This window comes from Bacillus sp. OTU2372, assembly GCF_038440275.1.
Classification (GTDB): domain Bacteria; phylum Bacillota; class Bacilli; order Bacillales; family Cytobacillaceae; genus Neobacillus; species Neobacillus bataviensis_B.
In genome coordinates this window covers 16,244-37,649 of sequence record NZ_JASATK010000013.1, presented here as the reverse complement: position 1 = coordinate 37,649, position 21,406 = coordinate 16,244, and the positions used below count along the sequence as shown (strand labels likewise).

Below are 21,406 nucleotides of genomic sequence, written 5' to 3'. Positions count from 1 at the left end.
TTAATTACTCCTGTTCAGGATTGCGCAAATAGTAGCCAACCCCGCGACGAGTGACAATCCATGTTGGATGGCTTGGGCTATCCTCAATTTTTTCACGTAAACGCCTTACGGTTACATCGACAGTCCGTACATCACCATAATAGTCATACCCCCATACCGTTTGCAGTAAATGTTCTCTAGTCATGACTTGACCAATATGCTGGGCTAGGTAATATAGCAATTCAAATTCGCGATGTGTCAGCTCAATGGTCTCGCCCCGTTTTGAAACCACATAGGCATCCGGATGAATGATAAGTGAACCAATCTCAATTTCATTCGTCTCATTTTCAGCATCTGGCTGCGCTAAAATTTGATTATGACGGCGTAAATTTGCTTTTACACGTGCAATTAATTCCCTGGTACTAAAAGGCTTTGTAACATAATCATCTGCACCCAGTTCTAGACCAAGGACTTTATCAATTTCTGAATCCTTAGCTGTCAGCATGATAATGGGCATTTCATATTTTTTACGAACTTCACGACATACCTCCATTCCGTCACGTAACGGAAGCATAATATCTAAGAGGATCAAATCAGGCTGAACTTCTTCGACCAACTGAATGGCCTCATTGCCATCATAAGCACAATATACAACATAGCCCTCTTTTTTTAAGTTAAATTGTAAAATATCTGCAATCGGTTTTTCATCATCTACAACAAGTATTTTCTTTTCCATATAATTACTCCTTTTTATTCAATTGAATAAGGCGGTGTGAGCAAGCTCAAGCTTAACCAGTGAAAAGTGAAAAATTTTATATTTTGCTCAGATTGGTAAAACAATTTGCTTTCGCGACGCTCCGTTCCTTTACCAATGAGTTTCTAGAAGTCATACCTATTCTATTTTACTTTACCATTTTATAAGTAGAAATTCATCTATAAGTAGCAATTGGCAAATAAGGAAAAGCAGAAGCGCCTTGACCAGGGGCGAAAGGCATAAGACGAACCGGCGAGAAGGCTGCTCTTTAGCCTTCTTGACGGGGTGGCTTATGACCCGAGCCCCTAGGCGCTGGACATTATTCAAAGTAAAATAGAAGAGCCTCTAGATGAACTAGAGACTCTTACCATTAATGTAAATAAGATAGCGGGTTGACCAGACTCCCGTTTTTATATACTTCAAAATGAAGATGAACTCCGGTGGCGTCACCAGTTGCTCCCATAATCCCGATAGCAGTGCCTTTTGACACCGTTTGGCCTGCTTTGACATTTAAGGAAGACATGTGACCGTAAAGAGTTTGGAAACCGTTGTGATGGTCAATAATAATTTTATTCCCGTAACCATTACTCCAGCCGGCAAAAACCACCACACCATTGTCAGCAGCCTTTATCGTTTTATTACTAGGTCTAGCGATATCTATGCCTTTATGCAATTTACCCCAGCGCATCCCCTGCTTGCTAGATACATAACCACCGACAGTCGGCCATGCAAAGCTGCCCTCACCGCGCGAAGGGATTACTTTCGTTCCTTTTACCACAATATGATTAACAGGCTGTACAACATTTTGCTCATTGGACTGCTCTTTTTTTACAGCTACACCGTTTTGTTCGGAAATTTGATAGGTAACCAAACGAGATCCATTCTGCCCAGGTTGCTTTTCCTTTGTTTCCCCCTTTGGTAAAGAGGCATCCTCAACAACTTGGTTAGCAAATGGAATGACTTCCTTTTGACTGACCTCTTTATCAATAATCACTTCAATAAACGGTTTAAGCTCTGTAACATTTAGTTCCTCACCAACCTTTAAGAGGCTGCCCGCTGTTAAACCAGGATTTAATGCGATTAGATCTCCCACTTTTAAGCCATGCTTATGTGCAATGGTTTCGAGAGCGTCGCCCGATGCAACTGCATATTTCTTTTCTTCTAAAGTGCCCTTTTGTAAAAAAGTTAGTGCATCATCAGCGGTCATAATTTTTTCTGGTGTAATATTTTTTTCTTCAACTGATACGTCCTTTGATAAGCGGACGTCTAATAAACGAGTTTCATTTTCTTGAAGAGGGGGCAGAACTACATCTTTTTGTTTGCTCCTTGCCTCGAGTTCATCCAGTTGAGGTTCTGATACATATTGCAGCTTGAGTTTTCTTATTACTTCCTCAGCAGAATCTTTATTATCCAGGTAAACCACCGGTGTTCCATCGATCATAATCGCTGAAGATTCAGCCTCCAGCCGAAAGATATTATTAAAGTGACTAACGGTTTCCTGATTATTAGCTGTTGAGTTAATGACCTGTTCCGGTATGTATTGAACTTGCGGCTCAATCTTCAAGTCAACGTTTGTAAACGATTTCCTCGCGGTGTCTACTTTCTCGGCGATTAGTTTATTCACTACATTCTTATCGGTAACATTACCTACATAGGTCCCATTTAGATATACATGATAGATTTTAGTAGAGTTTGATGATAAAGCAAATGCAATAGGACCATTACTAAAAGCAATAACTGAAGCAGCCATAGCAGTAATGACCGTTGTTTTTAGCAATAAAAATTTATTTGTTTTAGTTCCTTTATTCGAAAATAACATTTTCTCCTCCTAAACCACGGTAAAACCCTTATCAGTCGTTTATGTATGTCTAGTAAAGAATTTTCCCATATTTTTGACCATTACTACTTTAACATAGTTTTATTTAAGTAGATTCATAGTCTTCGGAATGTAACATAAATGTATAACCGCTGACATTTTTCACATTTTGCCGACATATTACTAGTCCTATTTTCATAATGTATTTGTCGAATTTCATCCGGAATAGGAGAAAAACCCTTATTATGCAAAATTTTAATAGGACAAGATTAACAGGTTTGGTATTTTCTATATGGAGGAGTTGGGATGTAGCATTATGGCAAAAAGGAGGGAAGATTATTACAGAATAGTTGAATAAAAACAAAAAAGAAGCTTGCATATGCAGCTTCTTTTTTATGGCTCAGGACGGAATCGAACCGCCGACACAAGGATTTTCAGTCCTTTGCTCTACCGACTGAGCTACTGAGCCAACAGTGGCGGTCTGGACGGGACTCGAACCCGCGACCTCCTGCGTGACAGGCAGGCATTCTAACCAACTGAACTACCAGACCAAATTAATTGATCGTCAGCAAGGAAACCGTCCTTGCCAGCCTTTTGCTGACAATCAAAAGCCATGACCCCTACGGGACTCGAACCCGTGTTACCTCCGTGAAAGGGAGGTGTCTTAACCGCTTGACCAAGGGGCCATATATAGAAAGTTATTTTGCTAAGCAAAAAACTTTGGTGAGCCATGAAGGACTCGAACCTTCGACCCTCTGATTAAAAGTCAGATGCTCTACCAACTGAGCTAATGGCTCGTACTGTGACGACGCTTTTTATAATAGCATGGATGTTATAACTAGTGCAATACTTTTTTAAAAGTTTTTTAAAAAAGTTTGGAGCCCTCATAATAGAGGGCTCCTCGTTAAAGAAGAATGTATTGTTTTTACTTTTGATAACTATCTAGCTACAGCGTCTAGGGGCTAGAAGGTCTATAGCCAAGCCGTCAAGAAGGCTCGCCTTATGGTCGCCCCTGTGCAAGACGCTTTCGCTTTTATATTTGTCTCCAAGGGCTGCGGACAACATTTGTTTGGGTGCGATCTGGGCCGACAGAGAATGTTGTCAATGGCACACCTGTCAACTGGGTTACACGTTCTACATAATGGCGAGCGTTAAGAGGAAGCTCATCCAAAGATTTAACGCCGGTAATATCCTCGGTCCAGCCAGGTAGCTCCTCATAAATTGGTTCACATTGTGAAAGAATCCTTAAGTTTGCTGGATATTCAGTAATAACTTCATCCTTATAGCGATAAGCCGTACAAATCTTTAACGTTTCAATCCCTGTTAACACATCAATAGAATTTAGAGATAGATCGGTTAAGCCGCTGACACGACGGGCATGGCGCACGACGACACTATCAAACCAGCCCACACGGCGCGGACGGCCTGTTGTAGTACCGTACTCACGGCCTACTTCACGAATCCGATTTCCAATTTCATTATTTAATTCAGTTGGGAATGGGCCATCACCTACACGTGAAGTATAGGCCTTACAAACACCAACAACATGAGTGATTTTAGAAGGACCTACACCAGACCCAATGGTTACTCCACCTGCAACAGGATTTGAAGAAGTAACGAATGGATATGTACCTTGGTCAATATCAAGCATAACCCCTTGGGCACCTTCAAATAGCACACGTTTGCCTTCATCTAGAGCATCATTTAAGACAACAGATGTATCACATACATATTTTTTAACTTGCTGTCCATATTCATAGTATTCATCTAGAATATCTTCTTTTTTAAAACCTTCTGTCTCATAAATTCGCTCAAATAAACGATTTTTCTCTTCAAGATTTTGTTCTAACTTTTCTTCAAAAATTTCACGATCGAGCAAATCAGCAATCCGAATCCCAACACGGGCAGCTTTATCCATATAGGCTGGGCCAATACCCTTTTTGGTTGTACCGATTTTATTTGCACCTTTACGTAATTCTTCTACTTCATCTAATTTTATGTGATAAGGAAGAATAACATGGGCACGGTTACTAATCCGAAGATTATCCGTTGTCACACCCTTTTCATGTAAATATGCAAGTTCTGCTACAAGCGCCTTTGGATCAACAACCATTCCATTACCGATTACACTAATTTTTTCTTTATTAAAAATCCCAGATGGTATTAAATGTAACTTGTAGGTTTCACCGTTAAATTTGATGGTGTGTCCAGCATTGTTTCCACCTTGATAACGTGCGATTACTTCTGCATTCTCAGAAAGGAAATCGGTAATTTTCCCTTTTCCTTCGTCTCCCCATTGTGTTCCAACAACCACTACTGATGACATGAATGGCACCTCCGAAATTTCTGCTTCTTATTTAAACCTACACATAGTTTATCAATTTTAGCAGAGTAAAGTCAACAAAACACGAACATTTCCTATAACACTAGAAAAATACGTTCGTAAATATATTAATATATGAAAATTATAAAAGGATCAGCCAAATAGGCTAATCCTTTATAAAAAAACTACGCACCTGGAGGCTCATAACGCGTCTCTAGGTTTACGAATTTATTATATTCCTTCACAAAAGCTAATGCAACGGTTCCTGTTGGGCCATTACGCTGTTTGGCAATAATGATTTCAATAATATTTTTATTCTCGGATTCCTTATCATAGTAGTCATCACGATATAAGAACGCCACGATATCAGCGTCCTGCTCAATACTACCAGATTCACGGATATCGGACATCATCGGTCGCTTATCCTGACGCTGCTCAACGCCACGGGAAAGCTGCGAAAGTGCAATAACAGGGACTTTAAGTTCACGGGCTAATTGCTTTAGTGAACGGGAAATCTCTGATACTTCCTGCTGACGGTTTTCACCCGATCTGCCGCTTCCTAAAATCAGCTGCAAGTAGTCAATTAAAATCATACCGAGGCCGTGCTCCTGCTGAAGACGGCGGCATTTTGAACGAATATCACTGATTCTAACTCCCGGAGTATCATCGATAAATATACCAGAGTTGGAGAGACTGCCCATTGCCATTGTTAACTTGCCCCAGTCATCATCTGTTAAGGAACCGGTACGAAGTCTTTGCGCATCAATATTTCCTTCCGAACAAAGCATACGCATAACCAGCTGTTCAGCCCCCATCTCAAGACTGAAGATGGCTACATTTTCACCTGTCTTTGTCGCCACATTTGCGGCAATATTCAAGGCAAAGGCTGTTTTACCTACGGAAGGACGGGCACCCACAATGATTAAATCATTGCGTTGGAATCCTGCTGTCATTCTGTCGAGCTCAGCAAAGCCCGTTGAAATCCCGGTAATATCCCCCACACGGTTATGCATTTCCTCGATATTATCATATGTTCGGACAAGAACATCTTTAATATTATGGAATGCCCCCGCATTCTTTCTCTGGGCCACTTCCATAATGCTTTTTTCCGCTTCACTTAAAAGAGCTTCTACTTCGTCTTCACGGGAATATCCATCAGAAGCAATATTCGTAGCTGTCCGGATTAGTCTTCTAAGCAGGGACTTCTCTTCTACAATTCTAGCATAATACTCTATGTTAGCAGCCGTCGGTACAGAACCGGACAAATCACTTAAGTAACTAACACCGCCTATATCTTCAATCAATTTGGCAGCTGCAAGTTCCTCTGTAACCGTCACAAGGTCAACGGCTTTCCCTTGATCATTTAAATCCAGCATAACATTAAAGATTTTTTGGTGGGAAGCACGGTAAAAGTCCTCAGGTATTAATATTTCTGAAGCCAGCGTCAGCGCAGAAGGCTCTAAAAAGATAGCCCCTAGAACAGCTTGCTCCGCCTCGATATTTTGCGGCGGCATACGATCCGCTAATACATCATTCATCTATCAAAAACCTCCTAGCTTAGAAGGATAATTAAAAACTATATTAAAATTATCATATCTCTAAAAGAAAAAAGTGACCAGTCATAACCGATCACAAGAGAATTGCTACTTCTTATCTTAACATGTTTATTGGTACTTTCGTACTGGCAAATTTTCACCTTATTTTATTTCTGATACTGAAACCGTTAACGTCGCTGTTACTTCATGGTGAAGCTTTACTGGCACCTTTGTATGTCCTAATGTCCGAATCGCATCATCTAATTCCATTTTACGTTTATCAATTTTAATGCCATGTTTCTTTTGTAATTCTTCCGCAACCTGCTTGGTGGTAATGGAACCAAACAGTCTGCCGCCTTCACCAGCCTTGGCTGTCAGTTCAACAGTCGTCTTATCTAAAACTTCCTTCAGCTTTTTAGCCTCAGCAAGCTCTTGGGCGGCAGCCTTTTCTTCCTTTTTCTTTTGAGCATCAAGAGAACTAATATTAGCATTATTTGCCTCAATGGCCAGGCCCTGTTTAATTAAAAAGTTATGTGCGTAGCCATCCGCAACATTTTTAACTTCTCCTTTTTTACCTTTACCTTTAACATCCTTTAAAAAAATGACTTTCATTCTTTTTTCACTCCTTCAAAATAATCATCAATCGCCAGCTTTAATTGGGCCTCTGTTTCTTCAATCGTCAGCCCAGTCAGCTGGGTAGCTGCATTTGTTAAATGACCTCCGCCCTTGAGGCTCTCCATAATCACCTGCACATTGATATTTCCAAGCGACCTGGCACTGATAGCAATCACGCCTTCGTCCCGTTTCGCTATTACAAAGGATCCGAGTACCCCATCCATAGCTAATAAGGTATCTGCAGCCTGTGCAATGATTACCTGGTCATACAGGTCTTGTTCTGAGCCTTTAGCAATGGCAATCCCATCACGGTAAAAGGCCACCGATTCAATTAACTTCGATCGTCGTATATATGTATCGACGTCTTCTTTCAAAAGCTTTTGAACAAGAATCGTATCAGCTCCATGTGCCCGCAGATAAGAAGCGGCATCGAACGTCCTTGAGCCGGTTCTTAGTGTGAAGCTTTTTGTATCGACAATAATTCCTGCTAAGAGAGCGGTCGCCTCTATCATTTCAATTTTACTCCGTTTTGGCTGATATTCCAAAAATTCCGTCACAAGCTCTGCTGTTGAGGAGGCATATGGTTCCATATATACAAGCAGAGGGTTCGCAATAAATTCTTCTCCGCGGCGGTGATGGTCAATGACCACCTTATGATCAATTTTATTTAATAACCGTTCCTCTATCACCATAGAAGGCTTATGGGTATCGACAATGACAAGCAATGTTTTTTCTGTAGCAATTTCTAATGCAAGTTCAGGATCAATGAAGTAAGAATATAATTCTTCTTTGTGGCGTATTTCTTCCATTAACCTTTTTACTCCACTTTCCATTTCTTGCATGTTTACAACGATATATGCTTCCTTCTGGTTCATTTGAGCTACTTTATAAATACCAATACTTGAACCAATCGAATCCATATCAGGGTTCTTATGACCCATGATGATGACTTTATCACTGGCCATAATTAAATCCCTAATGGCATGGGAGATAACTCTTGCTCTCACTCTTGTCCGTTTCTCAACAGGGTTCGTTTTACCCCCATAAAATTTCACCTTGCCGCTTGGCAGTTTAATGGCCACTTGATCGCCGCCTCTGCCTAGGGCTAAATCAAGGCTGGATTGAGCCATTGCGCCTAGTTCAGGAAGGGAGGATACTCCTGTGCCGACACCGATACTTAATGTAAAGGTGACATTTTGCTTTGAGGTCATTTCCCTCACTTCATCGAGGATCGTGAACTTGCCCTTTTCAAGAATACGAAGAATTCTCTCACTAAAAACCGCAATAAAACGTTCGGATGAAACCCTTTTTAAATAAATACCATTATCCTGGGCCCATTTATTTAATATTGACGTAACTAAATTATTAATGCTGCCGCGCATTTGGTCATCCATACCCTGTGTAAGATCATCATAATTATCAAGAAAAATTGTTGAAATAACCGTCCGATCATCCTGATACCTTTTCTCGATCTCCGTTTGCTCCGTTACATCAAAGAAATATAACAGCCGTTCTTGACGTTTATGGACAACACGGAATTTTCGTTCATGAAGGGTAAAAATCTCTGTTTCTACCTCTTGTTTAATTAAAGGAATCAACGCATCTGCAACATCATAAAGTGATCTGCCTACTAATGTAACCTCATCAAAGCACGAGGAAAGATAAGGATTTGTCCACTCGATGTAATATTCCTCATTGATAAGCATAATCCCGATTGGCATTTCCATCAGGGCTTCTTCGCCAACCTTTTTCACTCGATAGGACAGAGTGGAAATATATTTTTCCATCTCTTTTCGCTCTCTGCGGTCAATGACTAACATATAGTAGAGGGGCACTAACATTAATAAAAACCCAGCAACGCTTAAAATCCAATTATATAAAAGCAGGATGATAAGCAGAATCACAGTAACGCCAATAAGCCCATAAAAAGGGTAACGAATTGACCGCTTTTCAAAAAATGCAGGCAAAGTCTTCAGCTCCTTGACGTTTTACTCTTTTTTGGCAAATCGTTTTCTAAAATCAAAACCTAAATCAGTAATCCCTAATATCATTATTATATAATGAACAATCGGAATGATGAAAGATAGAATTACAATGAAGATTGCAAAGCCTTTTCCAAACGAACGCTGATAAAAAATATAAAATAAACAAGCTAATCCCTGTAAAAATATAAACCATTCTAAAATAAATCTGGCATTAACGATGACTAGATATAAATATGTACCCTCTTGAGGGTGAAATAATAAGTAGCCTCCTAATGCGGCTAAGTAATACCATAGAAGACTTTTAGGAAGCATAAGATTCCTAAATTTACCCCACGAAGGAGCAGGAATACCAAACCTTTTGGCAATCGGGAAACAAATCCACTGCGTAATAAAAGCATACACAATCGCCACCGTTATTAAATAACCCGGCGCCAATGCCTTGATATTTTTAATTAAATTGGCATTTTGCTCCTGCAAAAGCTTGACTTGGTCTTCTTTTCCTAATGCCTGCAGCATTGCTTGTGATTGTTTCATGGATTGTTCTAACATTGTATTTAGCTCATGAATAAAATTAATATTCATAACCGTAACAAGCACGGCATAAAAAATGATCAAACCAATAATAAAGGTAAGTGTACCTCCTATTAGTACAGCTGACCGGCTTTTTGTTTTTTGCGTTATATAGCCCATAACAACACCAGCAGTACCAAATAGGGCCATTAACCCCAGACCTTGTAAGGAACTAGAGATAAACGAGATAATAATAGCCGCGATAAAAAAGACAGCAATATATTTCAGGTTATTTTTCGCCGAAAACATAATAAATGGCAGTGGCAGGATAAAGACACTGATTACACTTAAGGGTGGTATGTAGATTGTTATTAATAAAAAGACGGTTAAGGCGGCTAAGAGAATAGCACCTTCCGTTAAATTACGGACATTTTTCACTTCAACACCTCATAAATAATTACATCTATTTCTTTATTTTAGCCACTTACTTGTTTTGATACAACTTTTGATAAAAGAAAAAGACAGTAAGGATGTCCTTACTGTCTTTTTTCGAGATGCAATAAGATCGCACTCTAGCTTCAGCCCCTAGGAAAAAATGAACTACTTTTTTCCCTGTTCAAGGCGCTTACGCTTTATTTATTCACCAGCTACGAATGGTAGTAATGCCATTTGACGTGCACGTTTGATTGCAACTGTTAGTTTACGTTGGTATTTAGCGCTAGTACCAGTTACACGACGTGGTAAAATTTTTCCACGCTCAGAGATGAATTTTTTAAGTAAATCTACATCTTTGTAATCGATGCGAGTGATACCATTTGCTGTGAAATAGCACACTTTACGACGCTTTGCGCGACCGCCTTTACGTCCTCCTGCCATGAAAATTCCCTCCTTTATTTTTTTATATGATAACGTTCAAAAGGTTACTTTTAGAATGGAAGATCGTCATCAGAGATGTCAATCTGACCAGTTCCTGCAAATGGATCTTCATCCATGCGGGTAAACCCTTTGTTTTGATTTTGGTTTGGACGTTGATTCTGATTGCCGCTGCCATATGAATTACCTTGTTGTGGTTCCATAGGAGGAGCACCATAATAATCGTTGTTGCTTCTACCGCCACCACCAGAAGACGACTTAGGCTCCAGAAATTGAACACTTTCCGCTTGAACCTCTGTAACGTAAACACGTTTACCATCTTGTCCTTCATAGTTGCGCGTTTGAATACGGCCATCAACACCTGCAAGGCTGCCTTTTTTTAGGAAGTTTGCCACATTCTCAGCAGGTTTACGCCAAACAACACAGTTAATAAAGTCTGCTTCACGCTCACCTGACTGACTAGAAAATGGGCGATTAACAGCTAAAGTAAAAGTAGCAACAGGAACCCCATTTGGCGTATAACGCAAATCAGGATCTTTTGTTAAACGACCAACAAGAACGACACGATTCATCATCAGAATCAACTCCTTTTCTTTTGGTAAAATGTTCCACACGAAACATTTTACCAAGATATATATAATTCTTAAGCTTCTTCTTTAATTACGATATGGCGAATGATATCTTCGCTGATCTTTGCAAGACGAGAAAACTCTTGTACTGCAGCAGCTGAAGATGTAGTTTTAGCGATTTCGTAGTATCCGTCACGGAAATCGTTGATTTCGTATGCTAGACGGCGCTTACCCCAATCTTTTGTTTCAGCAGTTTCCGCACCGTTTTCAAGAAGAATTGTGTTAAAACGCTCAACAAGAGCCTTCTTTGCTTCATCTTCAATATTTGGGCGGATGATGTACATGATTTCGTACTTATTCATCACAGTCACCTCCTTTTGGTCTAAACGGCCCAATAATGGGCAAGGAGCAATTATTTAATTACTCACAAGTTGAAATTATAGCACAGAAGAAATTAAAATGCAATGTCCTTCACCGTTCTGCCATTTTTAATTCATAGAAAAGCTTAAAAAAAGAGGCTCCACATTCAAGCAGAGCCTCGTCAATACTATACGTTAAAACGGAAATGGATGACATCGCCGTCTTTAACTTCATACTCCTTACCTTCTAAGCGGACCTTTCCTGCTTCCTTTGCCGCATTATGACTGCCGGCAGCCAATAAGTCATCAAAAGATACAGTTTCCGCACGGATAAATCCGCGTTCAAAATCAGAGTGAATAACACCGGCACATTGTGGAGCCTTCATCCCTTTTCTGAAGGTCCAGGCACGGACTTCTTGTACACCCGCTGTGAAGTAAGTAGCTAATCCAAGCAGGCTGTAGGCAGCACGAATTAATTGGTCTAAACCAGATTCCTCAATGCCTAGTTCTGAAAGGAACATCGCCTTTTCTTCGCCTTCAAGTTCAGCAATTTCCTCTTCAATTTTTGCACAAATTACAATAACTTCCGCATTATCAGCAGCAGCAAATTCGCGAACTTTTTGAACATACTCATTACCAGATGGATCCACAATATCATCTTCACTTACATTAGCCACATACAGAACAGGCTTAATCGTTAAAAGATGGAGTCCTTTTACTAATTTCATTTGTTCATCCGTAAAATCAACTGTACGAGCGGGTTTCTCTGCTTCAAAAGCATCGCGCAGCATTGAAAGAACCTCAAATTCAGCAGCTGCATCCTTATCTTTTTGCTTGGCCAATTTTTCTACACGGCTAATTCGCTTTTCCACTGATTCCATATCAGCAAGAATCAACTCAAGGTTGATGGTTTCGATGTCATCAATTGGGTCGACCTTCCCTGATACATGGGTAATGTTTTCATCGGCAAAACAACGGACTACCTGACAAATCGCATCTACTTGACGAATATGTGAAAGGAACTTGTTTCCGAGTCCTTCACCTTTACTAGCACCCTTAACAATCCCGGCAATATCGGTAAATTCAAATGCGGTTGGGACCGTCTTTTTTGGCTGCACAAGTTCAGTTAATTTTTGCAGGCGATGGTCAGGTACTTCAACAATCCCTACATTCGGATCAATCGTACAGAAGGGGTAATTCGCTGATTCCGCTCCTGCTTGTGTTATTGCGTTAAATAATGTCGACTTACCAACGTTCGGCAAACCTACAATACCAGCTGTTAAAGCCATTCACGTTCACTCCTAATAATCATCTATATAAAAATAAGTTCTTTTATATTAAAAAGCCTCTCACAATTATAAGGCAACTGTCATAAAAAATACAACTGCCGCTTTTGTACGTCAGTTAGTTAGTTTCAATTCTTTCAAGGTTTACAAGACAATCATAAAGTGTACTGCCAAGGCCATTATCTGATTCCCGGCTTGAGGTCAGTTGATTAACAGAGCCGCCAAATCTCTTCCAAATACCTTCATCAATATTAATCGTGTTAGGATGTGCCTTCACCAATATTGAAATATATCCCCTCACTTCACCGCGGTCATTCCACACCCTTACATAATCACCGTTTAAAAGTCCCTGATCTTCTGCAATATTAGGAGCAATCTCTACTTTAAGCTTGAGGCTGTCACCTAAAAGATGATAATTCTGCGAATGGTTCGAACGCAATGGATGGATGGTCAGCAGTTGATAAGGATAGGTTTCAGCAAGCAAAGGATTGTTCCATTTTGATTCATCAGGAACGGCTAACGCTAACAATCCGTTCTTGCCCTTTGACTGACCCAAAAGTGAAGTGAATTCAAATTTTCCTGTTGGGGTTTGGAATTTCCGATTATGCCATGGCACCTTTTCAACTGGCAGTTCCATCGTGTGCTGCTCTTTTAATTTTTCAAGAGTGATGCCCGAATCTTCCAGCGGCTTTAGGGTCATCCTTAACCATTCATCTCGCGTATAGGCAAAATCCGCACCGAATCCAAGTCTTGCTGCCAGCTGTGTCCAAATCCACAAATCAGATTTCGCTTCACCAGGTGCTGAAACAAGTTTTGGACCATAATTTACATAATGATGATACATAGAAGAATAATAAAAGTCTTCTTCTTCAAAAGCTGTTGTCGTCGGCAAAACGTAATCAGCTAATAAAGCCGTATCCGTCATAAATTGCTCTAACACCACAACAGTTGGCACGGAAGAGAACGCCTTTTCAACTACACCGCTATCCGGGACCTGAGTGAGTGGATTTCCACATGTCACCACAATCATTTCGATAGCCGGGCCAGAAGCCTTTAAGGTCTCTTCCGCCTGTTTCATAATAGAAAATTGGCGGCTGTCTTGTTTACGATGAGGGAGGGTTAACTCATTAAAGGCGAAACTTTGACCAACCTGGAGATTGGCATAATTGGCTCCCCCTCCTGGAATGCCAATGTTTCCACTAATAGCTGCAAGAGCATCAATCAAACGAATGGTATTTCCGCCATTTTCATACCGCTGCATTCCTAAGCCCATATAAGTGGCGGTTGGTCTGTCACTATACACAAGAGCTAATTGGGTGATAACCTTAGATGAAACTTCCGTCATTTCACTGATCTTTTCTAAGGTAATACTATCAAGCAGGCTCACTAAGTCTGCGAATCCATGTGTGAATTGCTCAATAAAATCCCGGTCCTCTAAGCCAAGCCGGAGAATTTCCTTCATCATTCCTGCTGCCAATAATCCATCCATCCCCGGTTTTACGGTTATAAATTGATCTGCTTGCTTGGCAGTGGCATTATAGAGCGGGTCAATCACAAAAACCTTAATCCCTTGTTTCTTTGCCTCTAGCAATCTTTCATATAAATGCATATTGGTTCTGGCAACATTTCGTCCCCAAATAATTATGTTTTTGCTATTAACTATATCATCGGGTTCATGGCTGAAGGCATTGCCAAAATCCCACTTTTGGGCTTCAATTCCTGCTCCCCAGCAGAGAGATCCATAAACTTGCGTTACCCCGCCATAACAATTAAAAAAGCGCTGGTCTAGATTTTTTAAGATTCCATTATTGGCATAGTCATGGCTATGCAGTACAGCAGTTGTCCCAAACGTTTGTTTTATTTTGCGTAACTTCACTGCTATTTCATCAAGTGCCTGATCCCAAGAAATTTGTACAAATTCCCCGTTTATCTTTTTTAACGGGTATAATAGACGCTGCTCAGAATTGGTTCTCTTTTCCAGCATCCGGCCGCGCCCGCAAATTTTACCTCTAGTGATCGGATGTGTCTCGTCACCCTCCACTTTGACAACTTTGCTATCGTCGATCGTTACATGAAAGCCGCAGCTATCCCAACAATTTAATGGACACGCAGCTTTACGTAATTCTGCCATCAATTCCACCCCCGTCTTACCATTTCTCATTTATTAACTACCAAAATAGAGCTGAATAAAAAAAGAAGCATGAAAAATTACCCTTCATGCTTGACTAAAATCTTTTTCATTTTCCTTGAAAATTCTCTTCTTGGGATCAAAACACTATGACCGCAACCCTCACATTTAATCCGGACATCCATTCCCATCCGAATAATCTTCCAGCGATTGGTTCCGCATGGATGTTGTTTCTTCATTTCAACAACGTCGTTCAGGGCAAATTCTTTTTCCTCCATCTGTTTATCCCCCTTATACACTTGGTTCTTTTATGTTACCATTATCCTTCGAATACATAACCATTCGTGGATATGGGATTTCAATTCCATGCTCATCTAAAGAGAGTTTAATATCTTTACGCATTTTCCTTGCTACAGCTGCATGCTGCATTGGCAGTGTTTCTGCAACAATTCTCAATGTCACTTCAGAAGGACTAAAGTTTTGAATACCTAGAAAATCAGGTTCCCTAACTAATTCTTCATATCTTTCCGGCATTTTTTGAAGTAGTTCCCTAATAACCATTTCAGCCTTATCTAGATCCTCTTCATAAGCGATTCCTACATCTATTATCGCTAAACTGTTATTAATTGAAAAGTTTGTTACTTCCATAATGTTTCCATTAGGTAAAATATGAACTTCTCCGGTCCAGCTTTTTAATTTTGTCGTTCTTAATCCAATCGCTTGGACATTGCCTTCAAACTGTCCGATTCGAACATGGTCGCCAACAGAAAATTGATCTTCAAAAATAATGAAAAAGCCGGAGATCACATCCTTCACCAAACTCTGTGCACCAAATCCAACAGCTAAGCCAACTACTCCAGCACCGGCAATTAACGCCTTCACATCGATTCCCAGCACCGAGAGGATCATCATAAAGGCAATAAAATAAACGACGTATGTCAGAATATTATCAAGCAGCTTAGATAGTGTAGCTTCCCTGCGTTCTGATGTGTTCAATGGGGAGAGGTTTCTAATTTTAAAAATATTATGAATTGCCAATTTGCCAATTCGGATTAGTATATTAGCAATCAACATGATTACAATTATTTTAAGCAAGCCTTCGCCTATATTCAACCATGTATCTTCATTTTGATATTTATCGATAAGCTTTTGTATTCCTCTTTGTGTAATACTCATGAGTCACCTTCCTAAACCCTTTTTACCCATTTTATTTTAACAATAATTCGATTTAGATAATAGCATTATGAATTTTCATTTTTTACCACCACGATGTATAGATTTTCAAAATTTTCCGTATACTGAATAAAAAGTAGAAGCAGCCAAAGCATGCACCGTTTAAAGAATAGGATAAATACGTGCCAGGGAGTGGACGGAATGAATTTGAAGACTAGCTTTTTTGACAGGAGGAGCAAGGTAAGTATCATTCATGATGATTCTAACGCGGCTGAACAGCTTGCTCGTGAATTACTCCTGAACATCCCTAGTGTAACTAGACGTCCAATTGTATTTGTATGTATTGGGACGGACCGCTCCACAGGGGACTCATTAGGGCCGCTAGTTGGGAGCATCCTTGAGGAGAAAGATCTCCAATCATTTTACGTCTATGGAACTTTAGATGAGCCTATCCATGCTGTGAATCTTGCTGATAAGCTGAGAGAAATAAACACCACTCATGCCAATCCATACATAATCGGGATTGATGCCTGCTTAGGGCGGATAAAAAGTGTCGGTGTAATCCAAGTTGGAAACGGACCTGTCAAACCAGGAGCAGGGGTAAACAAGGAACTGCCCGCTGTAGGAGATATTCATATCACCGGCATCGTCAACGTCAGCGGTTTTATGGAGTTCTTTGTTTTACAAAATACGAGGTTAAATCTTGTAATGAGAATGGCCAAAACCATTGCGTCTGGAATAGTTCAAGCAAGCGAGCATTACCCAAAGCAAAACTGGGCTGAATTAAATTGGACAGAAGAGGAAAAAACAAATTAAAAGAGCAATCAAGTCGATTGCTCTTTTCATGAGATAAGAAAGTATAAAAGTTTTTGACTTCGAGAATTGTCCAGCTCCAGGCGCCATCGGCTCGAGGTCACAAGCTTATCCAGTTGCGGCTCCTTGGGACGCAAGTCTAAGCCACTCCCTGACGAAGTCTAAGTGCCTTGCGCTTTTCTTATTATAAAATATGATGATAGTTATAGAGGATTGTGACAATAATCCCTGTCACCACGATACCTGGAAGGAGATTGGCCACCTTAATCTTTACTATGCCAGTTAAATTTAAGCCGATAGCAAAAATCATTACACCGCCCGTTGCGGTCATTTCCGTAATAAATTGATCCATTAATTCCTTTGGAACAAATTGATTTATTTGCGTAGCAAATAAGGCAATCAATCCCTCATAGAGAACAACAGGGACTGCTGAAAAAATAACGCCAATTCCAAGCGTAGTCGTTAAGATTAAAGCTGTAAAACCATCAATGATTGATTTTGTGTACAATACATCATGGTCGCCGCGAATACCGCTATCAAGTGCACCTATAATAGCCATTGCCCCAATCACAAAGATTAAGGTTGCCGTAACAAAGCCCTCAGAAATGCTTCCTTTCCCATTAGATCCAACCCTGCGCTCAAGCCAACCGCCTAAATCATTTAATTTATCCTCTAATTTTAATAGCTCACCTGCAACTGCACCTACTACCAAGCTAATAATAACGATCAGGAAATTTTCACTCTTCAAGCCCATTTGTAATCCTAAAACCATAACCGATAGTCCGATCGCATACATGACCGTCGTTTTCATGCCCTCTGGTATCCGATTTAACCATTTACCGAGAAGAGTCCCAATAATAATTAACAAACCGTTAACAAGTGTTCCTAATAAAAACATGCGCTTTCTCCTTCTTCGCCTCTCGAAATAATAATAGTTATAACCTATCATGTTCATGAATGAATTGGAAGATTTTTTAACAAAGAAAAACCCGCCGAGTGGCGAGTCTACTTATATATTAGAGTCCTCCTGATCAAGCATTTCTAATATCCGCTCTAAATCAGCTTGTGAGAAAAATTCAATTTCAATTTTCCCTTTATTTTTCTTTTGGACGATATTTACGGTTGTTCCAAACCGTTCACGAAGAGAATGCTCATGCTGCTGTACAAATACATCCTTTTTCTTTTCTGGCTTTTTTGTTTCACGTGAAACATTTTCGTTTATTTGCTGGATTAGTTTTTCTAATTGACGGACATTTAGCCCTTCATTGACTACCTTTTCTACTAGAACAGGAAGCTTTGCTTTTTGTCTGAGTCCTAGTAATGCACGGCCGTGCCCCATTGAAATACTCCCGCTTGAAATAAGTTCCTGAATTTTTGGAGGGAGGGAGAGCAGGCGGATATGATTCGCTACATGAGGCCGGCTTTTGCCTAAGCGCTTGGCTACTTCCTCCTGTGTCAGCTTTAACTTTTCAATTAAGGTTTGATAAGCTTGTCCCTCTTCAATTGGATTTAAATCTTCTCTTTGCAGGTTTTCAAGGACGGCTAATTCCATCATTTGCTGCTCCGTCAGCTCACGGACAACAGCAGGGATTGTTTCGAGCTTTGCTTCCTTGGCAGCGCGGAAGCGGCGTTCACCTACGACAATTTCATAGCCTCTAATACTTTTGCGGACCACAATCGGCTGCAGAATTCCATGCTCAATAATAGAATCTCTTAATTCATCAATTGTTTCTTGCTGGAAGGTTTTCCGTGGCTGATATGGGTTTGGACGAAGTTCCTTAAGCTTAATTTCCTGGACTGTTTCTTCTTTACTTACTTCATTAAAAAAAGCATTCAGCCCTTTTCCTAAACCTTTAGCCATTTGTGACCACTTCCTTCGCTAAATCTAAATAAACTTCAGCTCCACGGGATTTTGCATCATAAGTAATGATTGGCTCCCCATGACTTGGCGCTTCACTTAGACGTACATTTCTTGGAATAATGGTTTTATAGACTTTATCTTGGAAATATTTTTTCACTTCTTCAATGACTTGAAGCCCAAGATTTGTCCTTGCATCGAGCATAGTTAATAGAACGCCCTCAATTTTCAAATCTTGATTTAAATGTTTTTGGACGAGTCTGACCGTATTTAATAATTGGCTAAGTCCTTCTAATGCATAGTACTCACATTGAACCGGGATTAATACCGCATCCGATGCGGTTAATGCATTTAATGTTAATAGCCCTAATGACGGCGGACAATCGATAATAATATAATCAAACTGTTCCTTCACTTCCCCAAGAGCACGTTTTAAACGAACTTCTCTTGAAATAGTTGGGACCAATTCAATTTCGGCTCCTGCCAGCTGAATGGTAGCCGGAATCGCATACAAATTTTCAACAGAGGTTGCTTTAATGACATCCTTTGCATCCACATCATCTACTAAAACATCATATATACACTGTTCCACTTCAGCCTTTTCAATACCAACTCCGCTTGTTGCATTTCCCTGCGGATCAATATCTACTAGTAAGACCCGTTTCCCTATGTATGCTAAGCAGGCACCTAGGTTGACAGAGGTTGTCGTTTTCCCGACTCCACCTTTTTGGTTTGCAATTGAAAGGATTTTCCCCACGTTGTCACCTACCCTAAAATTTAAAAATAGTAATCTAGCGTTCTATCAAATGTAATAATTATCTCAATAACGGAAAGGAAAGTAAAATTTCCATTCCTTTATTTTACCATGATTTTAATAGTAGTTGCTTTTTTTCCTAAAAAAATTCCATTAGGAAATTCTGCTTATTTTTTTCCAATCCCGTGAACCGCTCGCGCCTGGAGCAGAAATCAATAGTCAAATTCAACACAGAATTAATAAAAAAGAAGAACCAAACATCACTCTGTCTGGTTCTTCTGTCATCTATTGATTTACTTTTTCTTTGGAATGCGAATGGTAAATTGGTAAAATTCATCAAACTCTTCTTCTTCGGAGTCTAAATTAATCCCACTGTCCGATACCATTGAAAGTGATTGCCTGATGGTATTAACGGCAATTCTCATATCTTTACTAAAAGCCTTACGCTTCGGCTTTGGCTGTTGATTTTTTTGTTCAAGCAGGCGGACAACACGTTCCTCCGTTTGCTTTACATTTAGATTTCTCTCCATCACTTCTGCTAATAAGGCCACTTGTTTTTCCGGATCCTTAAGCGGAATGAGGGCACGTGCATGGCGCTCAGTAATGACCTTGCTTAACAAGGCATCCTGAACAGGCTGAGGCAATTTAAGAAGACGCAGCTTATTAGCGACGGTGGACTGCCCTTTTCCAAGGCGCTGTGCTAATGCTTCCTGCGTTAAGTTGTGCAATTCAAGCAGTTTACCATACGCAATCGCTTCCTCAATCGGGGATAATTCCTCACGTTGTAAATTTTCAATGAGGGCTACAGATGCTGTTTCCGTATCCGAAAGGTTTTTTACAATTGCCGGGGCTTCTGTCCAGCCAAGCTTTTTCATCGCCCGCCAACGGCGCTCTCCGGCTATAATTTCATATTTATTGTCAGCAAATTCTCGGACGACAATCGGCTGGATAATACCATGTATATGAATCGTACGAGACAATTCTTCAATTTTCTCTTCATCAAATACCGTCCGTGGCTGGAATCGGTTCGGAATAATTTGGTTAATCGGTATTTTCTTGATCTCTTCGCTTCGTTCTATATTCAGCTCCTGCTCAACCTCTTGCTCTCCCTTTTCGCCGAGGCCAAAAAAGCGTGTAAATGAACTCTTCATCCCCAACACCACCTTTAAGAAACTCCCTATTACTTATTCTATATGCAAATAATTTCTTCCTGCCTGGGATACTATTTTTGTAAAAATTGTTATGTGCTATTAAACGTAAACCAGCCAAAACCTGCAGCAGCTGGGGTTATTCAATTGGCGACTTGCCCGGTGTACCCGGTTTGCGCGGATACTTCTTTGGCGTCTGTTTTTCTTTTTTAATAATCAATATGGTTCGTTCACTTTCTTCCATTGGCAGCGTAAACGTATGGACCTTTTCAACCTTGCCGCCGAGAGTCGAAATTGCCTTTTGCGCGGAGTCTAATTCATCCTTAGCATGTAAAGCTTTCATTGCAAGAAAATGTCCGCCTACTTTTGCTAAAGGTAAACAAAACTCACTTAATACAGACATTCTGGCCACCGCTCGTGCCGTCACGACATCAAAGGTTTCCCGGTAAGCAGGATTCACCCCAAAAGTTTCCGCGCGGTCATGAACAAAATGAATATTTTCTAAATTTAAAACATCTGCAAGATGGTTTAAGAAGGATATCCGCTTGTTTAACGAGTCTACAATCGTCACTTCAATATGTGGATAAACAATTTTTAACGGAATGCTTGGAAACCCAGCACCGGCACCAACATCACATAAATGAAAGGGCCTTGAAAAATCAAAATAGAAGGAAGCTGTGATTGAGTCATAAAAATGCTTTAAATATACATCCGTCTTTTCAGTGATGGCGGTAAGGTTCATTTTTTCGTTCCACTCAACCAAGGTTGTAAAATAGGCTTCAAACTGGTCAAGCTGTTTTTCAGAAAGGGAGATCCCCTTCTCCTGAAGGTTCGCTGTAAATTGTTCAATATTCATAAACAAATCTTCCTCACTAACTATTCAGCATTGTGGCAGAAGAGCCCAATTATATTAGAGCAACTCCACTCT

Annotated in this window: 20 protein-coding genes and 4 tRNA genes; 1 reads left to right on the top strand and 23 read right to left on the bottom strand. The window is 40.2% G+C overall.

All coding sequences use genetic code 11. The features are described from left to right. Positions 1-4 precede the first annotated feature (4 nt). The 18 genes from yycF to AAHB15_RS18905 all read right to left on the bottom strand — a co-directional run bounded on the left by yycF (position 5) and on the right by AAHB15_RS18905 (position 15,908). On the bottom strand, positions 5-715 hold the full coding sequence (yycF, locus tag AAHB15_RS18990; protein WP_335573325.1) for a response regulator YycF: 711 nt from the start codon (positions 713-715) through the stop codon (positions 5-7). A gap of 388 nt (positions 716-1,103) precedes the next feature. Further along, the gene (locus tag AAHB15_RS18985) at positions 1,104-2,552 is read right to left on the bottom strand and encodes a peptidoglycan DD-metalloendopeptidase family protein (RefSeq protein WP_335573326.1); all 1,449 of its coding nucleotides are present in this window, start codon (positions 2,550-2,552) and stop codon (positions 1,104-1,106) included. A gap of 393 nt (positions 2,553-2,945) precedes the next feature. Beyond that, positions 2,946-3,018, bottom strand: a tRNA-Phe gene (locus AAHB15_RS18980). A gap of 5 nt (positions 3,019-3,023) precedes the next feature. Beyond that, a tRNA-Asp gene (locus AAHB15_RS18975) sits at positions 3,024-3,100 on the bottom strand. A 63-nt stretch (positions 3,101-3,163) separates the two neighbouring features. Next, positions 3,164-3,235, bottom strand: a tRNA-Glu gene (locus AAHB15_RS18970). 35 nt (positions 3,236-3,270) lie between these two features. Next, a tRNA-Lys gene (locus AAHB15_RS18965) sits at positions 3,271-3,346 on the bottom strand. Between the two features lie 236 nt (positions 3,347-3,582). Then, complete coding sequence (locus AAHB15_RS18960) at positions 3,583-4,875, bottom strand: adenylosuccinate synthase (RefSeq protein WP_342043080.1); 1,293 nt, start codon at positions 4,873-4,875, stop codon at positions 3,583-3,585. 182 nt (positions 4,876-5,057) lie between these two features. Continuing rightward, positions 5,058-6,410 carry a replicative DNA helicase gene (gene dnaB / locus AAHB15_RS18955; RefSeq protein WP_098530226.1) on the bottom strand — a complete coding sequence of 451 codons (1,353 nt, stop codon included), beginning with the start codon at positions 6,408-6,410 and terminating at the stop codon, positions 5,058-5,060. Between the two features lie 159 nt (positions 6,411-6,569). Continuing rightward, positions 6,570-7,019, bottom strand: coding sequence for a 50S ribosomal protein L9 (rplI, locus tag AAHB15_RS18950; RefSeq protein ID WP_098530225.1), 450 nt, complete (start codon positions 7,017-7,019; stop codon positions 6,570-6,572). Further along, positions 7,016-8,989 (bottom strand): DHH family phosphoesterase, encoded by a 1,974-nt coding sequence (locus AAHB15_RS18945; protein WP_335573328.1) that lies wholly within the window; start codon positions 8,987-8,989, stop codon positions 7,016-7,018. The genes rplI and AAHB15_RS18945 overlap by 4 nt, the downstream gene beginning before the upstream one ends. A 21-nt stretch (positions 8,990-9,010) precedes the next feature. Beyond that, positions 9,011-9,955 (bottom strand): YybS family protein, encoded by a 945-nt coding sequence (locus AAHB15_RS18940; protein ID WP_335573329.1) that lies wholly within the window; start codon positions 9,953-9,955, stop codon positions 9,011-9,013. 198 nt (positions 9,956-10,153) lie between these two features. Further along, positions 10,154-10,393, bottom strand: coding sequence for a 30S ribosomal protein S18 (gene rpsR / locus AAHB15_RS18935; RefSeq protein ID WP_007088219.1), 240 nt, complete (start codon positions 10,391-10,393; stop codon positions 10,154-10,156). A gap of 50 nt (positions 10,394-10,443) precedes the next feature. After that, a complete protein-coding gene (gene ssb, locus AAHB15_RS18930) occupies positions 10,444-10,965 on the bottom strand; it encodes a single-stranded DNA-binding protein (protein WP_144566168.1) in 522 nt (173 codons plus the stop codon). 68 nt (positions 10,966-11,033) lie between these two features. Beyond that, positions 11,034-11,321: a 30S ribosomal protein S6 gene (gene rpsF / locus AAHB15_RS18925; RefSeq protein ID WP_098530221.1), complete on the bottom strand. Its 288-nt coding sequence runs from the start codon at positions 11,319-11,321 to the stop codon at positions 11,034-11,036. Between the two features lie 185 nt (positions 11,322-11,506). Next, positions 11,507-12,607: a redox-regulated ATPase YchF gene (gene ychF / locus AAHB15_RS18920; protein WP_144566169.1), complete on the bottom strand. Its 1,101-nt coding sequence runs from the start codon at positions 12,605-12,607 to the stop codon at positions 11,507-11,509. Between the two features lie 115 nt (positions 12,608-12,722). Next, a complete protein-coding gene (locus tag AAHB15_RS18915; protein ID WP_342043079.1) occupies positions 12,723-14,735 on the bottom strand; it encodes a molybdopterin-dependent oxidoreductase in 2,013 nt (670 codons plus the stop codon). A gap of 77 nt (positions 14,736-14,812) precedes the next feature. Then, positions 14,813-15,010: a DUF951 domain-containing protein gene (locus AAHB15_RS18910; protein WP_098530218.1), complete on the bottom strand. Its 198-nt coding sequence runs from the start codon at positions 15,008-15,010 to the stop codon at positions 14,813-14,815. A 13-nt stretch (positions 15,011-15,023) separates the two neighbouring features. Continuing rightward, on the bottom strand, positions 15,024-15,908 hold the full coding sequence (locus AAHB15_RS18905) for a mechanosensitive ion channel family protein (RefSeq protein WP_098530217.1): 885 nt from the start codon (positions 15,906-15,908) through the stop codon (positions 15,024-15,026). Positions 15,909-16,106: 198 nt separating this feature from the next. Between AAHB15_RS18905 and yyaC the strand changes: the two genes are divergently transcribed. Continuing rightward, entirely contained in the window at positions 16,107-16,721 is a 615-nt protein-coding gene (yyaC, locus tag AAHB15_RS18900; protein WP_342043078.1) for a spore protease YyaC, read from the top strand. 181 nt (positions 16,722-16,902) lie between these two features. On the opposite strand, the gene AAHB15_RS18895 is transcribed toward yyaC, so the two are convergent. The 5 genes from AAHB15_RS18895 to rsmG all read right to left on the bottom strand — a co-directional run bounded on the left by AAHB15_RS18895 (position 16,903) and on the right by rsmG (position 21,334). Next, positions 16,903-17,616 (bottom strand): DUF554 domain-containing protein, encoded by a 714-nt coding sequence (locus AAHB15_RS18895; protein ID WP_335573332.1) that lies wholly within the window; start codon positions 17,614-17,616, stop codon positions 16,903-16,905. A 111-nt stretch (positions 17,617-17,727) separates the two neighbouring features. Then, a complete protein-coding gene (locus tag AAHB15_RS18890; RefSeq protein WP_144566174.1) occupies positions 17,728-18,579 on the bottom strand; it encodes a ParB/RepB/Spo0J family partition protein in 852 nt (283 codons plus the stop codon). Continuing rightward, positions 18,572-19,333: a ParA family protein gene (locus AAHB15_RS18885; RefSeq protein ID WP_335573333.1), complete on the bottom strand. Its 762-nt coding sequence runs from the start codon at positions 19,331-19,333 to the stop codon at positions 18,572-18,574. The genes AAHB15_RS18890 and AAHB15_RS18885 overlap by 8 nt, the downstream gene beginning before the upstream one ends. 290 nt (positions 19,334-19,623) lie before the next feature. Beyond that, entirely contained in the window at positions 19,624-20,481 is an 858-nt protein-coding gene (gene noc / locus AAHB15_RS18880; RefSeq protein ID WP_144566176.1) for a nucleoid occlusion protein, read from the bottom strand. Positions 20,482-20,617: 136 nt separating this feature from the next. Then, positions 20,618-21,334, bottom strand: a complete 717-nt coding sequence (gene rsmG, locus AAHB15_RS18875; protein WP_342043077.1) for a 16S rRNA (guanine(527)-N(7))-methyltransferase RsmG — start codon at positions 21,332-21,334, stop codon at positions 20,618-20,620. Between the last annotated feature and the right edge of the window lie 72 nt (positions 21,335-21,406).

Coding starts and splice junctions, on each gene's coding strand:
- AAHB15_RS18890 (WP_144566174.1), bottom strand. CDS start 18,579: ATGGCTAAAGGTTTAGGAAAAGGGCTGAATGCTTTTTTTAATGAAGTA.
- AAHB15_RS18960 (WP_342043080.1), bottom strand. CDS start 4,875: ATGTCATCAGTAGTGGTTGTTGGAACACAATGGGGAGACGAAGGAAAA.
- ssb (WP_144566168.1), bottom strand. CDS start 10,965: ATGATGAATCGTGTCGTTCTTGTTGGTCGTTTAACAAAAGATCCTGAT.
- AAHB15_RS18985 (WP_335573326.1), bottom strand. CDS start 2,552: ATGTTATTTTCGAATAAAGGAACTAAAACAAATAAATTTTTATTGCTA.
- rplI (WP_098530225.1), bottom strand. CDS start 7,019: ATGAAAGTCATTTTTTTAAAGGATGTTAAAGGTAAAGGTAAAAAAGGA.
- yyaC (WP_342043078.1), top strand. CDS start 16,107: ATGAATTTGAAGACTAGCTTTTTTGACAGGAGGAGCAAGGTAAGTATC.
- rpsF (WP_098530221.1), bottom strand. CDS start 11,321: ATGAATAAGTACGAAATCATGTACATCATCCGCCCAAATATTGAAGAT.
- AAHB15_RS18915 (WP_342043079.1), bottom strand. CDS start 14,735: ATGGCAGAATTACGTAAAGCTGCGTGTCCATTAAATTGTTGGGATAGC.
- noc (WP_144566176.1), bottom strand. CDS start 20,481: ATGAAGAGTTCATTTACACGCTTTTTTGGCCTCGGCGAAAAGGGAGAG.
- ychF (WP_144566169.1), bottom strand. CDS start 12,607: ATGGCTTTAACAGCTGGTATTGTAGGTTTGCCGAACGTTGGTAAGTCG.
- rsmG (WP_342043077.1), bottom strand. CDS start 21,334: ATGAATATTGAACAATTTACAGCGAACCTTCAGGAGAAGGGGATCTCC.
- AAHB15_RS18895 (WP_335573332.1), bottom strand. CDS start 17,616: ATGTTTTTATTAGGAACACTTGTTAACGGTTTGTTAATTATTATTGGG.
- dnaB (WP_098530226.1), bottom strand. CDS start 6,410: ATGAATGATGTATTAGCGGATCGTATGCCGCCGCAAAATATCGAGGCG.
- AAHB15_RS18905 (WP_098530217.1), bottom strand. CDS start 15,908: ATGAGTATTACACAAAGAGGAATACAAAAGCTTATCGATAAATATCAA.
- rpsR (WP_007088219.1), bottom strand. CDS start 10,393: ATGGCAGGAGGACGTAAAGGCGGTCGCGCAAAGCGTCGTAAAGTGTGC.
- yycF (WP_335573325.1), bottom strand. CDS start 715: ATGGAAAAGAAAATACTTGTTGTAGATGATGAAAAACCGATTGCAGAT.
- AAHB15_RS18910 (WP_098530218.1), bottom strand. CDS start 15,010: ATGGAGGAAAAAGAATTTGCCCTGAACGACGTTGTTGAAATGAAGAAA.